Source organism: Paraburkholderia sp. RL17-373-BIF-A (assembly GCF_046030175.1).
Taxonomy (GTDB): domain Bacteria; phylum Pseudomonadota; class Gammaproteobacteria; order Burkholderiales; family Burkholderiaceae; genus Paraburkholderia.
This window is the reverse complement of record NZ_JARESO010000002.1, coordinates 241,025-254,104: the sequence shown is the minus strand read 5'-3', so window position 1 is coordinate 254,104 and position 13,080 is coordinate 241,025. Positions and strand designations below refer to the sequence as shown.

The following is a 13,080-nucleotide window of genomic DNA, read 5'->3' as shown; positions in this document are numbered from 1 at the left end:
GGAACATTCCGGCGCATATCGCACTAGCGTGCTTTGCCGCGAGCGCTCTTGCCGGCGTTGCCGCCGCGAGGCGCGTCTTTGCCGGTGGGCGCCGCGCCACCATTCATCTGCTCCATCCACGACAAGGCGTCGACGTAGGACAGAAACTGCTTGAGGTAGCCTGGCGAAACTTCACGCATGAGCGAAAGCGCCCGGTGCACGAGGCTGCTCGAGTTGAGCGGGCCGGCGTTTCCAGGCACCTGTTCCAGCGACTGCCGCATCTGCTTCTCGGTACGGACTTTCGACCAGACTTCCCTGAAATAATCCAGCGCGGGCAGTTCGGGATACGAAGCGGAGTGCGGCAATCCGCTCGCCACAGGCACATGATCCTGACTCGCGATGTAATCGACGAGGCCTTTCAGCGTTGCATCCGCGGATTCGCCCGCGCCGTGAGCAGCTGCGTCGTTAGCCGAAGAGGCCGCGCGTTCGATTTGCGCGGCATACGCGTCCAGCAGACCCGACAGCCGCTCGTCCAGAATCCGTCGTGTTTCGCCGCCGTGGGCGGCCGCGCGCCGCTCGAACGCATCGATGAAATGGAAGCGCACAGGATCCAGGCGATCCGCGCCGCGCTCGCGCCACGCGTCGAGCGTCGCACGGGCTCCGCTTGCCGGATCGCTGTCGCCGCCGTTAATCACGTGGCTTCACCGTTGCAATCGACGGCCTCGGCACCGGCGCGATTTCCACACGACGGTTTTTGGCGCGTCCCTGCTCATCCGTATTCGAGCTCGCTGGTTGCCCGGAGCCGAACGCCGCCGCGAACAACGACGACGCGGGCACGCCGTCGTCGATCAGCGCGCGCGTCACCGTCAGCGCGCGCTGCGCCGACAGTTCCCAATTGTCGGCGAAACGGCGATTGCCTTCGCGCAACCGCTGGTCGTCGGTAAAGCCGCTCACCATCAGGATTTCGTCATTGGCGCCGAGATACGCGGACAGCGGCCCGGCCAGACTCTTCAGCAGATCCCGGCCTTGCGGCTGCAACTGATCCGAGTTCAGCGCAAACAGCACATTGCCGCTGATGCCGATGCGCCCATTCACCAGCGTCACGCGCCCCGCGGCGAGCGGCCCCGCGAGCGCCTGCTCGAGCGTCTTGCGGCGCTGCGTTTCCAGTTGACGCTGCTTGACCTCCTGCTCCAGCTTGCTCGAAAGCTCCAGTTGCACGCCGATCACGCCCACGAGGATCAGCACGAAGGCGCCCAGCAGCACCGACATCAGGTCGCCGAAAACCGGCCAGATCGGCGCGACCTGCTCTACGCCGCCGTCGATGTCCTCGCTCATGCCGCTTCAGCTCCCGCCGATGCGCGCCGGCCGGCGAGCCGCTGCAGGTCTTCGACGATCTGCTTCTGCGACATCACGCTCAGGTCGATGACTTCCCGCGCCTGCGCCACGTAGTACGCGAGCTGTTCGTCGCTGCGCGCAAGGGATTTGTCGAGCGCGCTTTCGATACGTTGCAGGTGCGTCACCAGCTTGTCGTTCGACTCGCCGAACACTTGCACGGCGGTGCCGAACGCTTCGCCGAGACTTGCCACTTCGACGGCGCTGCCAGTGACTTGCGCGGCAACCGCGCCTAGCTTGCCGGTTTCGAGTTCGATCCTGTCGGTGAAGCGCGTGCCGACGCGCTCCAGCAAATCCGCCGACGTGGCGACGAGCGCGTCGACCGCCGTGCGCTGCTCGGTGGACGCGTGATTGACGGCGTCGAGCAGGGTTTCCAGCGTTTCCAGCAAGCGAGCGCGCTCCTGCAGCATCGCGGTGTCGCGGACCATGCTGTCGGAGAGCTTCTGGCGCAGTTCGGCGACGACTTCGGCCGCGGCCTTCGGCGCTTCCGAGGCGGCTTGCACGAGTTGGCCGATCTCGGCGATCGTGTCGCTGGCGTGGGCCTGCGTCTGGGCCGAGATGTCGCGCGCGGTTTGCGCCAGCGTCTCGCAGATTTCCTGCTGACGGCTCGCGGTGCGTGCGCCCGCTTGTTCCCACTCCTGGCTCAGCGTCGTGGCCATCGTGCCGAGCGCTTCGGTCCAGGCTGCCAGACGTTGCTGGTCCCGCGAGGCCAATTCGGCCTGGAGGTTCGCAGCAGCCTTCGGCGCTTCCGCCGCGGCCTGCACGAGCCGGTCGATTTCAGCAATCGTGTTGCTAGCGTGGGCTTGCGTTTGAGCCGATATGTCGCGAGCGGTTTGCGCCAGCGTCTCGCAGATTTCCTGCTGACGGCTCGCAGTGCGCGCGCCCGACTGCTCCCATTCCTTGCTCAAGGTCGCCGCCATCGCGCCGAGCGTCTCGGTCCAGGCTGCCAACCGTTGCTGGTCCCGCGAGGCCAATTCGGCCTGCAGATTCGCCGCGGCCTTCGGTGCTTCCGCCGCGGCCTCGACCAGCCGGTCGATTTCGGCAATCGTCTTGCTGGCGTGTGCCTGCGTTTGAGCCGAAATATCACGCGCCGTTTGCGCCAGCGTCTCGCAGATTTCCTGCTGACGGCTCGCGGTTTGCGTGCCCGACTGCTCCCATTCCTTGCTTAAGGTCGCGGCCATCGCGCCGAGCGTCTCGGTCCACACCGCGAGCCGCTGTTCATCCTTCGAAGCCAGCTCGGTCTGCAAATCCGCGTGCGACTGCCCCACGCCACGCAGCAGGGACGCCGCGTGCCGCTCGAAAGTCGCAGCGGCTGCCGCCCATGCCTGCTGGTTGCTCGCCGCAAGCTTCTCGCCGACGCTCTCCTGACGCGACAGCGCCTCGTTCCACGCCTGCGAGACATTTCCCGCCGTGCTTTCCAGCCGCGCGGACACGCCATCCAGCAGACCGGCCGAGCGTTGCTCGAAAGTGTCGGTGAAGCGATCCAGCGAGGCGCGCAGATGCTGCGCCAGTTCCTCGCTCGAACGTTGATGTCCCGACAATGCCTTGTTCCAGATATCCGCGACGGTCGTCGTGCTCATCTCGAAGCCGTTCGTCAGGCCGTCCAGTTGCCGTTGCACAGCGTGCGTGACGGTGTCGTGCAAGGCCGTCGTCTCGCGCGCGAGGCCGGCCATCGTGGCTTCCATGACCGGCTGCAGCGCCGCGCCGGCGGCGCGCGTGCTGTCCGCCACGCTCTCCTTCAACGACTGCTCGACCGAACTGGCGAGGCGCGTATAAGCGGCCTCGGCCCTGACGTGGAAAGCCTCCTGGCTGGCGATCTGCCGCTCGTTCAACGCGAGGCTTTGTTGCTCGATGGCCGACATCATCGTCTGCAGCCGGTCGACCAGCGTGGGCATCACTTCAGTCTGACGCTGCAAAAGCCTGAACGCCTCTTCGCGCTGATGACTCTGCGAGTAGATGCGCAGGGTCGTCGCGATCTTCACGTCGAGCATCTGCGCTGCCTGCAGGCGCTCGCGACGGCACAGCGCGGACAGCAACCCCAGCATTGCGGAGGTGGCCACGCCCGCAATCGAGGTGCCGAACGCAAAGCCCAAGCCCTTGACCGGCGCGGCGAGCGAAGCGCGGATCGCTTGCAGGTCGGTCGCGCTTTCCAGCGCCATGCCGGTGCCGCGCAAGGTCACCACCATGCCGAGCAGCGTGCCGAGCATGCCGAGCAGCACCAGCAAGCCGACCAGGTAAGGCGTCAGCGCCGGACCCGGCAAGGCCACCCGCTCGCCCTCGATGCGCAGGCGCGCCGCGTTGCGCAAGCTCGGATGCAAGGGCTCGAGCCATGCGCCGAGATTCGGCGGCGGCCCGGACAGCCCGGCGACCGCGTGCGCGAGCGTGGCGGTGGCCTGGTTGTAGCGGTGCAATTCGAGCGCGCCCGCCAGGTAGCACACGCCGATCAATAACGTGACGGCCAGCGCCAGCGGGTTCGAACCGAGGTAGCCGGCGGCGATCCAGCACACAGCGGCCAGACCGGCCAAAAACACAACGAGATCAATACGATATCTGGACATAGTGTCCCAGTTAGCTGGCGCGAAGGGCGGCGAGCAACCCTTCGACCGGTTGTAAACGAACATCCAGTTCGGCAAGCAACACGCTTTGCATGTCCTTGCGGAACACATTCAGCCATGCGCCGGGCGTGGGCGCCGCTGGGTTGCTTGCGGCGCTGCTTGCCGCATTGCTTCCGGCGTCGTCCGCGGATTCGGCGGCCTCGGCGGCCTCGGCGGCCTCGGCGGCCTCGGCGGCGGCCAGCGTCGCCTGCTCGGCCGCGCGCAAGCGCTCGAAGTGCGCGGCCAGCAGCACGGGCACGGCAGCCAGCAGATTGCGCTCGCGCTCGCTCAGCGCGCGCTCCATCACCGCATCCACCACGGCGAGCCGCGCCATGGCGGGCGTTCTCGCGGCCAGCATGCTCCGCAGGCGGCCGCGCAGATTGCCGATCGCCATTTCCATCGACTGCTGGATGGAGAGGTAGCGTTGACGGAAAACCGCGTAATCGGCCACCGGCTCCGCGGGCGTATTCTGCGACGCCGCCTGTGCGGACGCATGCGCGGGACCACGCCGCCTGTCGGCTGCGAACACGCTATCGCCCGTGATGTTCTTCGCGAGCGAACTGCGCGCGCGCACGTACTCCGACTCTTCGGCGCTGCCGAAGCTTCGCGCGCCGGCGGCGACGGCCGGCGGATTGCCGCTCAGTGCCGAGGACAGCGCAATGGCGTCGGTCCAGCCGAGCCATTGGCTGAGCCGGTCCGAGAGCGATTGCCTGGATTCGGGGACATCGACATCCGCGAGGCGTGCCAGTAAGCGAATGAGCGCCGGGCCGCTGAGGGCGGTGCGCTGGGGGGCTTGCAACATACCACCGGAGACAAAAAAGTCGCCAGTTTACACGCTGTCGGCGCCTGGGCGGCCGCAAGTCGATCCGCGGACCGTGCGCGAGGCGCATTTTACTTGAGCGGAGCCGTGCTCGGCGGGGCGTTCCGGCTTGATGATTCGCCTGCTGCTTTGGCCTTCTTGGGCCTTCCGCTTCGACCTTCCGCTCCGGCTCGCCGCTCCGCCCGATTGCGCGCTCACTGAAGCGACACGGCCTCGCTCATCAGAAGGTTTTCGCGCATCCACTGCGCCATGCTGCAAACCGCCATGCCGCGCTGCGCGTTGAACGTGCGATCCATATCCCATGCCACGCCCTCACCTTCCGCAAACACCACGCGGTACTTCCTGATCGAACTGTCGGGCTTCTCGGCCAGTTCGCTTTGCAATTGCGGCACGCTCCATTCGACGCGGCGAACCTTGCGCCCGAGCATCGCGTCGACGGCCTCCGCCACTTGCCGATAAGTCACCGTATCCCCGGCGACGAACACGACCTCGTTCGCGATGCGCGGCTCGGCGAACATGATCTCCACGGTCAGTCTGCCGATGTCGTCGGCCGTGGTGACCGTCACCGCGTTGTCCCAACTGCCGAGCGCGTGAACCGTGTTCTGCTCCAGATCCACCACGCCGAAGGACGGCTCGAACAGAAAACTCGTGAACATGCCGGTCGACACGATCACCCATTCGGTCCGGTCTTGCGCGCGCAGCAGGTCGCGCACGTCGAGTTGTTCATCGAACAGGTCCTGCGCACTGCCCCGGCCGATCACGTCGTAGTCCACGCCGAACTGCCACGGGAAATAACGCGCGACATCAGCCGCGAGCACGGCACGGGCAATCTTCAACTGCACGCCTTTGCCGCCGACAAACCCGGTGCAGGACACGACCGTGTCGAAGCGCCGAAACAGCGCCGCAAGCGAGGCCTCGGACTGCGCGGCCAGATCGCCCGGCACGAGTTCGATGGCGAGCGCGCGCAATTCGGCGATTTCCTTCTGCCTGGCGGCATCGCTCGATTGCAGGGTGGACGGTCGCAGGAGAACCGCGAGCGAGACGCCCGGCGTCGACGCGGCGCGCCGCGCGAGACTGCGCAATACGGCCATGCCGAGTTCACCGGCGCCGAGCACGAGAATGGATTGAGTGTGCGACATGTGTGAGACCTTTTCGAAGTTCGGGAATGGATCGAGTGGCGTTCGCTCGTGCGATCCGCCGTCACCGGTAACACGCTGCTGCGGTGTAGCTTCAGGCAGAAGTCAGCCGGACGAATTGGAGTCTAGGTGCGCAAGTCGCCGCCATTGTTCGCCCTCACGGAATTGAGAAAGCGCCCGCCTCGAACCAGCCGGCTCAAGTCGGATAAGCGAACGACTCCATGTAAGATGAACGCCCGCTGCAACGCGCCTGTGGACGGCGCAGTGCGAACCCGGACAGGTGCCCCGCTCATGGACAAACTTCAAGCGATGACGACCTTCATGCGCATCGTCGAGGCTCAGAGCTTCAGCAAGGCCGCGGAGACGCTTTCGCTGCCTCGTTCGTCGGTGACGACGATGATCAAGAATCTGGAGCACGAGCTGGGCGCCGCCCTGCTCCGGCGCAGTACCCGCACGCTCAGCCTGACCGATGCGGGCGAGCGGTACTACACGTCCTGCCGGGCGATTCTCGCGGAGATCGCGCGCGTGGAAAGCGAGTTGTCCGCCGACGCGGCGACTCCGCGTGGACGTGTCCGCGCGGACATGCCGGGCGTGATCGGGCGCGCGATGGTGTTGCCGCGGCTGCGCGAATTCGAGCAGCGCTTTCCCGGCATCGAACTCGTGCTCGGTCTGAGCGATCGGCCCGCGGACCTGATCTACGACGGCATCGATTGCGTGATCCGCACCGGCGCACTGGCGGATTCGAGCCTGATTGCGCGGCGGCTCGGAGAACTGAGCTGGATCACGTGCGCATCGCCGCGATATTTGAAAGAATATGGCGAGCCCGACAGCGTGAGCGCGCTCAACGATCACCGTGCGATCAATTACATCTCGAACGCGACAGGGAGGCCGCTCGACTGGCGCTTCCACGTACAAGGCGAAGATCTCGCGATGACCATGCCGAGCCGCTTCTCGGTCAACGAGACAGAGGCCTATCTGCAATGCGGCCTGGAAGGATTGGGACTGATCCAGCTCTCGGAATTCGTCGCGCTGCCGTATCTGAAATCAGGGCGTCTGAAAGAAGTACTCGCCAGTGCGCGATCGTCGGCTGTGCCTGTTTCGATCGTCTATCCGCACGGCCGAAACGCAAGCGGCGCGACCCGAACGTTCGTCGACTGGATCGCGGAACTCTTCGAACAAAGCGACTTCATGCGAGGCCTATAAGCAGAATGAAATTCGATACTGTTGTGCTCGGGGCAGGCATTGTCGGCGTATGCGTCGCCGTGCATTTGCAGAAACGCGGCCGCCAGGTCGCGCTGGTCGATCGCAAGCTGCCCGGCAACGAGACCTCGTTCGGCAATGCCGGACTGATTCAGCGTGAAGGCGTCTATCCCTACGCGTTTCCTCGGGGACTCGACACGTTGCTGCGCTATGCGCGCAACCAGTCGGCGGACGTTCGCTATCATGCCGACGCCATCCTCAAGACAGCGCCGTTTCTGTGGCAGTACTGGCGCAACTCACATCCGGCGCGGCACGCCGCCATTGCGAAGTCGTACGCGACGCTGATCGAGCATTGCGTGAGCGAGCACCGGGCGCTCGCCGTCGATGCCGGCGCAAGCGCGCTTTTACGCCCGATCGGCTGGATGAAAGTGTTTCGCACCGCAGCGGCTCGCGACGCGGAATTGCGGCTCGCCGAACAGTGGCATCGCGAATACGAGGTCGAGTTCGAAGCGCTCGACGCCGCCCGTCTGCAACAGATGGAGCCCGATCTCGACAAGACGCTACTGGGCGGCCTGCGTTATCCGGCATCCGATTCCGTGAGCGACCCGAACGCGCTCGTCACCGCTTACGCCAGATACTTCGAAGCGCTCGGCGGACGGTTTTTTATCGGCGATGCGGACACGCTTCGCGATGGCTGGCAGGTCGATACGGAAGCGGGAACGATCTCGGCTTCATCCGCGGTCGTGGCGTTGGGGCCGTGGTCGGATCGCGCGAGTACGCGCTTGGGTTACCGCTTGCCCCTCGCCGTCAAACGCGGATATCACATGCACTACGAGCCGCAGGGGACAGCGCGTCTGAATCATCCGGTGCTCGACGCGGAAGGCGGCTATGTGCTGGCGCCGATGGCGCGCGGCATCCGCTTGACGACCGGTGCGGAAATCGCGGACCTCGATGCGCCCAAGACGCCGGCGCAACTTGCGGCGGTCGAGCCGGTTGCCCGCACGCTGTTTCCCTTGGGCAAGCGTCTCGACGACGAACCCTGGATGGGCCGACGCCCTTGTACATCGGACATGATGCCGATCATCGGCCCCGCGAAAAAACACGCGGGCTTGTGGTTCGCGTTCGGCCACGCGCATCACGGGCTGACCTTGGGTCCGATAACCGGACGTCTGATCGCCGAGATGATGACCGGCGAGGAAACCGTGGTGGACCCGCGGCCGTTCAGCGTGGAACGGTTCTAACGGCGCGGGTCGCGCTCCGAGCCACAATAAAAAAACGCCGCGGACAAACAAGCTCCGCGGCGTTCCTTTATCTCGACATCGATTGCTTAGGCCGCGGCCACCACTCTACGCGGCGACAGAACCGACACGGCAAAGCTCACGACGATATTGACCGCCAGCGCGATCAGGCCGATATACACCGGATAGACCGCATCGCCGAGATGCAGGGCGAACACCGGCTTGAGGCCTTGCGAAATCGCCAGCCCGGTACCGAGCACGATCCCGGCCAGCCAGCCGAGGAACAGACCCGGCGTGTTCAAACGACGCGTGTACAACGAGAACACGATCGCCGGGAAGATCTGCAGAATCCACACGCCGCCCAGCAGTTGCAGGTCGATCGCGTATTGCGTCGGCAGGAACACGATGAACAGCAGCGCACCGAACTTCACGACGAGGGAGACGATCTTCGCCGTGGAAGCCTCGCCTTCAGGCGAGATATTCGGCGAAACGAGCGGACGCCACAGGTTGCGCGTGAACAGATTGGCCGCGCCAATCGACATGATCGCCGCCGGCACCAGCGCGCTGATCGCAATCGCCGCCGCCGCGAAGCCGACGAACCACGACGGGAACAGCGTGTTGAACAACGCCGGCACCATGTCCGAAGCCGACTTCACATGCACGCCGGCCGCAATCGCCATATAGCCGAGCAACGCGATCAGACCCAGCAGCAGCGTGTACGCCGGCAGGAAGATCGCATTCTTGCGCACCGTATTCGCCGACGAAGACGACAGCACCGCCGTCATCGTATGCGGATACATGAACGCCGCCAGCGCCGAGCCCAAAGCCAGCGACGCATACGCGGTGAATTGCGTCGGCTTCAGAATGATGCCGGTCGCGCCGCCCTTGGCCTTGAAATACGTATCGGCCGCGTCGAACACATGCGCGTAGCCGCCGAGCTTGGCCGGAATCAGCCACACCGCCGCGATCACGACGATGTAGATCATGATGTCCTTGACGAACGCGATCATCGCCGGCGCGCGCAGGCCGCTCGCATACGTGTACAGCGCGAGAATCACGAAGGCGACGATCAGCGGCATTTCGCCCGTCACGCCGAGCCCCTTGATCACGACCTGCATGCCCACCAGCTGCAGCGCGATATACGGCATGGTCGCGACAATGCCGGTGATCGCGACGGCCGCCGGGAACCACTTGCCGCCGTATTCGCCCTGCACGTAGTCCGCTGCCGTGATGTGGTTTTTCGCCTGAGCGACCTTCCACAGTTTCGGCATCACCGCGAACACGAACGGATAGACGATGATCGTGTACGGCAACGCAAAGAAGCCATACGCACCCACCGAATAGACCAGCGCAGGCACTGCGATCACCGTATAAGCGGTATAGAAGTCGCCGCCCACGAGGAACCACGAAATGACCGTGCCGAACTGGCGGCCGCCGAGGCCCCACTCGTGCAATTGCGTCAGGTCGCCCCGTTTCCAGCGCGCGGCGAAGAAGCCGATCACGGTAACGAGAACGAAGAACGCGATAAAGACGGTCATCGCAACCGGATTCACAGGATTCGTATCGCTCATTTGACACCTCGGTACACGACGTAAATCAGTAGCGAGGTCAACGGCACCCACAAGAACTGATACCAGTAGAAGAACGGAAAGCCGGCGAACGACGGACGCGTGTCGTTATAGAACGGCAGCCACAGCAATGCGATGTACGGGATCAGCAGGATCAGCCATAGCCATGAACGGCCGGCAGGGTGGGAGGTCTCCACAATCATCTCCTAAGTCTATTATCGACACCGCGCGCCAGGGCTTGTGGCCCGGCACGCGGAAACCGGTTTCGTGATATTAGTCGGCGAAACCGGAATGCGCTCCTCGCGCCGCGCAAACGCCCTCAAGGCGCACTACGCCGCGGGGATGTAGTATTCGCCTTCGTGAGCGTCCTCACAAGCGCGCAACTACGTAAGCCGGCTACGTAATACTACGTAGCCGGTCGGCCGTCTTTTCAACGATGAAACTCAAAGCCAAGATTGTCCTGCTGGCGATCGTGCCCTTTCTGGCCGCCATCGCGAGCATCGAAATCGGTGTGCGCCAGGAAGCCACGGCGCTCGCCGAGACGCAGCACGCGACCACGCAGGCCGCGTATATGGCCAGCAAGGAGATCGAGCTCAAGCATTACGTCGAACTCGCCACTACCGCGATCGCGCCGCTCTATAACGCTGGCCAGGACAATGCGCGCGACGACTCGATGCTGCGCATGCGCGCGCTCGACGTGCTGGAAAAAATGGACTTCGGCAAGGACGGCTATTTCTTCGTCTACGACATGCACGGCCGTTCGTTGATGCATCCGCGCGAGCCCGACCTCGTGGGGCGCGACCTGTGGGAAATGCGCGACCGCGAAGGCACGCTGACGATCCAGCAACTGCTCGCCGCGGCCTCGCGCGGCGGCGGCTATGTGCGCTACCTGTGGCATCGTCCGTCGACGGGCAAGGTGGCTTCGAAACTCGGCTATGTGGTGCCGCTGGAGCGCTGGGGCTGGATGATCGGCACCGGCATCTATCTCGACGACGTGGACAGCACACTCGCGCATATCGACGAGGGCGCGGCCGCCAACATCGATCGTACGATGAAATGGATCGACGCAATCGCCGTGGCCGGACTCGCTGTGATCGCGCTATGCGCGCTCGTGCTCAACGTCACCGAATATCGCAGTGCGGACGCCAAACTGAAGCGGCTTGCGCAGCAGGTGGTGGAGTCGCAGGAAAACGAACGGGCGCGCCTGTCGCGTGAACTGCACGACGGCATCAGCCAGATGATGGTCTCCGTGAAGCTGCTGCTCGAATCCGCGCTGGCGCGCTTCGAGCGCAGCGAAGTGCGCGTGCCCGCGGCAGAGGGCGCGCTCACCACCAGCCTCACGCGGCTTGGCGACACCTTGCGCGAAGTGCGGCGCATTTCCCATGCGCTGCGTCCGTCGATGCTGGACGATCTCGGCGTGGCGGCCGCACTGGAGCAGCTCTCGCGCGAACTCAGCGAGCAGTCGGGCATCGAGATCGGCTTCACGCAGATTGCCCACACGCACGCCGCGGCTTTGCCCGACGCGGTCAACACCGTGCTGTTCCGGATCGCCCAGGAAGCGCTGACGAATATCGTGCGCCACGCGCAGGCGTCGAGCGCGGCGCTCGCGCTGGAAGTCTCGAACGACGCCGTCACGCTGAACATCGCGGACAACGGACACGGCTTCGACGTGGCGCATGCGTTCGTCGGCCGGCGCTCGGGCGTGGGTCTGCGCAATATGCGCGAACGGCTCGAAGCGCTGGGCGGCACGCTGTCGCTCAGTTCACAGGCCGGCCACACTCTCGTCACCGCACGCGTGCCGCTCGGATCGACCGAGCCGACATTGCCGGCCTTGCAGGAAACCTGACCATGAACGACGCCTCACCCGCTATCGCCCGTCTGATTCTCGTCGACGATCATCCGCTCGTGCGCGACGGTTTGCGCGCACGGCTCGAAGCGGTGCGCAACCTCGAAGTGGTCGGCGAAGCGGGCAATGCGCAGGAAGCGCTCGCCCTCGCCGCGAGTGAGGAGCCCCACCTCGTACTGATGGATGTCGGCATGAACGGGATGAACGGCATCGCACTGGCCGGCATGTTTCATGAACGCTTCCCGGCGATTCGCGTGCTCATGCTGTCGATGCACGACAATCTCGAGTACGTGACCCAGGCGGTGCGCGCGGGCGCGAGCGGTTACGTGCTCAAAGATTCGCCCGCCACCGAAATCATCCAGGCGATCGGCGCGGTGCTCGAAGGTAAACAGTTTTTCAGCGCGGGACTGGGCGCACGTCTGATTCAGGCTTCGGCAACGCAGTCGCCCGTCGAGCGGCTCACGCCGCGTGAACGCGACATTCTCGACGCGCTCGCGGAAGGCCTGTCCAGCAAGCAGATCGCTCAGCGCAACGATCTCTCCGTGCGTACGGTGGAAACGCATCGGCTGAATCTGAAACGCAAGCTCGATATTGAAGGTCAGGCCGAGTTGATCAAGTTCGCAGTCGAGAATCGTCGCACGAGCCGGTAAAAACCTGACTGACGCGAGTGCGCGATCGCAGCATAATTAGCACAGCATCCACTCAAACCACTGCCGTCGTTCCGTCTGATCTACTCAACGCCCGACACCTGGAGCTGATGAGGATGAAACGCTCGATCCCATTGCGGCTAGCGAGTCTGCTGATCTGTTTCGCCGCCACTCACGCGCATGCCGAACCGGCGCGCGTCAATCGCGGCCACGATCCGTTCTTTCAGATCTCCAAAGCGATCGGCGACTGTCCGGTGCCTTTGGGCCCGCTCGAAACCGAGCAGGAATGGCTCGACGACAGCCATTACCGGATCGAGCGCGGCAATAGCTGCTGGGTGGAAGGCCGCTGCCGTTTGTCGAACGCCTATCTGTACGACGTGGAAATCGCCGACGCCCTGCAGCGACGCCTCACCAACATCAACTTCGCCACGCACTGGCGCGAACAGTCGACGCTCTGGCTGACGCTGCAACGCCGCTTCATCTATGTCGAAGGTTGCGTTGCGCCAGGTTTCGACAAGAAGGCCTTCCTCACCGAACTCGCGAAAACCGCGGACGTCGAGCGTGTGATCGACGACACGACCACCAATCCGCATGCCGCACAGCTCCCCTACAAAACGCTTGCGAATCCGGACAAGCCGGTACTCGATCCAGGCAACTAGC

At 64.4% G+C, this 13,080-nt stretch carries 12 protein-coding genes; 5 read left to right on the top strand and 7 right to left on the bottom strand.

Features of this window, described 5'->3' with window-relative positions:
- Nucleotides 1–23: 23 nt before the first annotated feature.
- The 5 genes from P0D80_RS03115 to P0D80_RS03095 all read right to left on the bottom strand — a co-directional run bounded on the left by P0D80_RS03115 (nucleotide 24) and on the right by P0D80_RS03095 (nucleotide 5,924).
- Nucleotides 24–674, bottom strand: coding sequence for a DUF2894 domain-containing protein (locus P0D80_RS03115; RefSeq protein ID WP_408281074.1), 651 nt, complete (start codon nucleotides 672–674; stop codon nucleotides 24–26).
- Nucleotides 667–1,314 carry an OmpA family protein gene (locus tag P0D80_RS03110; protein WP_408174997.1) on the bottom strand — a complete coding sequence of 216 codons (648 nt, stop codon included), beginning with the start codon at nucleotides 1,312–1,314 and terminating at the stop codon, nucleotides 667–669. Before P0D80_RS03110 ends, P0D80_RS03115 begins: the two co-directional genes overlap by 8 nt.
- Nucleotides 1,311–3,929 carry a DUF802 domain-containing protein gene (locus tag P0D80_RS03105; RefSeq protein WP_408281071.1) on the bottom strand — a complete coding sequence of 873 codons (2,619 nt, stop codon included), beginning with the start codon at nucleotides 3,927–3,929 and terminating at the stop codon, nucleotides 1,311–1,313. The genes P0D80_RS03110 and P0D80_RS03105 overlap by 4 nt, the downstream gene beginning before the upstream one ends.
- A 10-nt stretch (nucleotides 3,930–3,939) precedes the next feature.
- Complete coding sequence (locus P0D80_RS03100; RefSeq protein WP_408281068.1) at nucleotides 3,940–4,767, bottom strand: DUF3348 domain-containing protein; 828 nt, start codon at nucleotides 4,765–4,767, stop codon at nucleotides 3,940–3,942.
- 212 nt (nucleotides 4,768–4,979) lie between these two features.
- Nucleotides 4,980–5,924, bottom strand: coding sequence for an aromatic alcohol reductase (locus tag P0D80_RS03095; RefSeq protein WP_408281065.1), 945 nt, complete (start codon nucleotides 5,922–5,924; stop codon nucleotides 4,980–4,982).
- A 288-nt stretch (nucleotides 5,925–6,212) separates the two neighbouring features.
- On the opposite strand from P0D80_RS03095, the gene P0D80_RS03090 reads away from it, so the two are divergent.
- Together P0D80_RS03090 and P0D80_RS03085 are read left to right on the top strand one after the other, a co-directional pair.
- A complete protein-coding gene (locus P0D80_RS03090; protein ID WP_408281062.1) occupies nucleotides 6,213–7,124 on the top strand; it encodes a LysR family transcriptional regulator in 912 nt (303 codons plus the stop codon).
- A gap of 5 nt (nucleotides 7,125–7,129) precedes the next feature.
- Nucleotides 7,130–8,362: an NAD(P)/FAD-dependent oxidoreductase gene (locus tag P0D80_RS03085; protein ID WP_408281060.1), complete on the top strand. Its 1,233-nt coding sequence runs from the start codon at nucleotides 7,130–7,132 to the stop codon at nucleotides 8,360–8,362.
- Nucleotides 8,363–8,448: 86 nt separating this feature from the next.
- Here the strand turns inward: P0D80_RS03085 and mctP are convergent, their stop codons facing one another.
- Nucleotides 8,449–9,930 (bottom strand): monocarboxylate uptake permease MctP, encoded by a 1,482-nt coding sequence (mctP, locus tag P0D80_RS03080; protein WP_132377787.1) that lies wholly within the window; start codon nucleotides 9,928–9,930, stop codon nucleotides 8,449–8,451.
- A complete protein-coding gene (locus P0D80_RS03075) occupies nucleotides 9,927–10,124 on the bottom strand; it encodes a DUF3311 domain-containing protein (RefSeq protein ID WP_132377789.1) in 198 nt (65 codons plus the stop codon). Before P0D80_RS03075 ends, mctP begins: the two co-directional genes overlap by 4 nt.
- Before the next feature lie 239 nt (nucleotides 10,125–10,363).
- Between P0D80_RS03075 and P0D80_RS03070 the strand changes: the two genes are divergently transcribed.
- The 3 genes from P0D80_RS03070 to P0D80_RS03060 all read left to right on the top strand — a co-directional run bounded on the left by P0D80_RS03070 (nucleotide 10,364) and on the right by P0D80_RS03060 (nucleotide 13,079).
- On the top strand, nucleotides 10,364–11,773 hold the full coding sequence (locus P0D80_RS03070; RefSeq protein WP_408281055.1) for a cache domain-containing protein: 1,410 nt from the start codon (nucleotides 10,364–10,366) through the stop codon (nucleotides 11,771–11,773).
- A gap of 2 nt (nucleotides 11,774–11,775) precedes the next feature.
- Entirely contained in the window at nucleotides 11,776–12,423 is a 648-nt protein-coding gene (locus P0D80_RS03065) for a response regulator (protein ID WP_132377793.1), read from the top strand.
- 113 nt (nucleotides 12,424–12,536) lie between these two features.
- Nucleotides 12,537–13,079: a hypothetical protein gene (locus P0D80_RS03060; RefSeq protein WP_408281052.1), complete on the top strand. Its 543-nt coding sequence runs from the start codon at nucleotides 12,537–12,539 to the stop codon at nucleotides 13,077–13,079.
- Nucleotide 13,080 lies beyond the last annotated feature (1 nt).

Coding starts and splice junctions, on each gene's coding strand:
- P0D80_RS03110 (WP_408174997.1), bottom strand. CDS start 1,314: ATGAGCGAGGACATCGACGGCGGCGTAGAGCAGGTCGCGCCGATCTGG.
- P0D80_RS03105 (WP_408281071.1), bottom strand. CDS start 3,929: ATGTCCAGATATCGTATTGATCTCGTTGTGTTTTTGGCCGGTCTGGCC.
- P0D80_RS03100 (WP_408281068.1), bottom strand. CDS start 4,767: ATGTTGCAAGCCCCCCAGCGCACCGCCCTCAGCGGCCCGGCGCTCATT.
- P0D80_RS03095 (WP_408281065.1), bottom strand. CDS start 5,924: ATGTCGCACACTCAATCCATTCTCGTGCTCGGCGCCGGTGAACTCGGC.
- P0D80_RS03090 (WP_408281062.1), top strand. CDS start 6,213: ATGGACAAACTTCAAGCGATGACGACCTTCATGCGCATCGTCGAGGCT.
- P0D80_RS03085 (WP_408281060.1), top strand. CDS start 7,130: ATGAAATTCGATACTGTTGTGCTCGGGGCAGGCATTGTCGGCGTATGC.
- mctP (WP_132377787.1), bottom strand. CDS start 9,930: ATGAGCGATACGAATCCTGTGAATCCGGTTGCGATGACCGTCTTTATC.
- P0D80_RS03070 (WP_408281055.1), top strand. CDS start 10,364: ATGAAACTCAAAGCCAAGATTGTCCTGCTGGCGATCGTGCCCTTTCTG.
- P0D80_RS03065 (WP_132377793.1), top strand. CDS start 11,776: ATGAACGACGCCTCACCCGCTATCGCCCGTCTGATTCTCGTCGACGAT.
- P0D80_RS03060 (WP_408281052.1), top strand. CDS start 12,537: ATGAAACGCTCGATCCCATTGCGGCTAGCGAGTCTGCTGATCTGTTTC.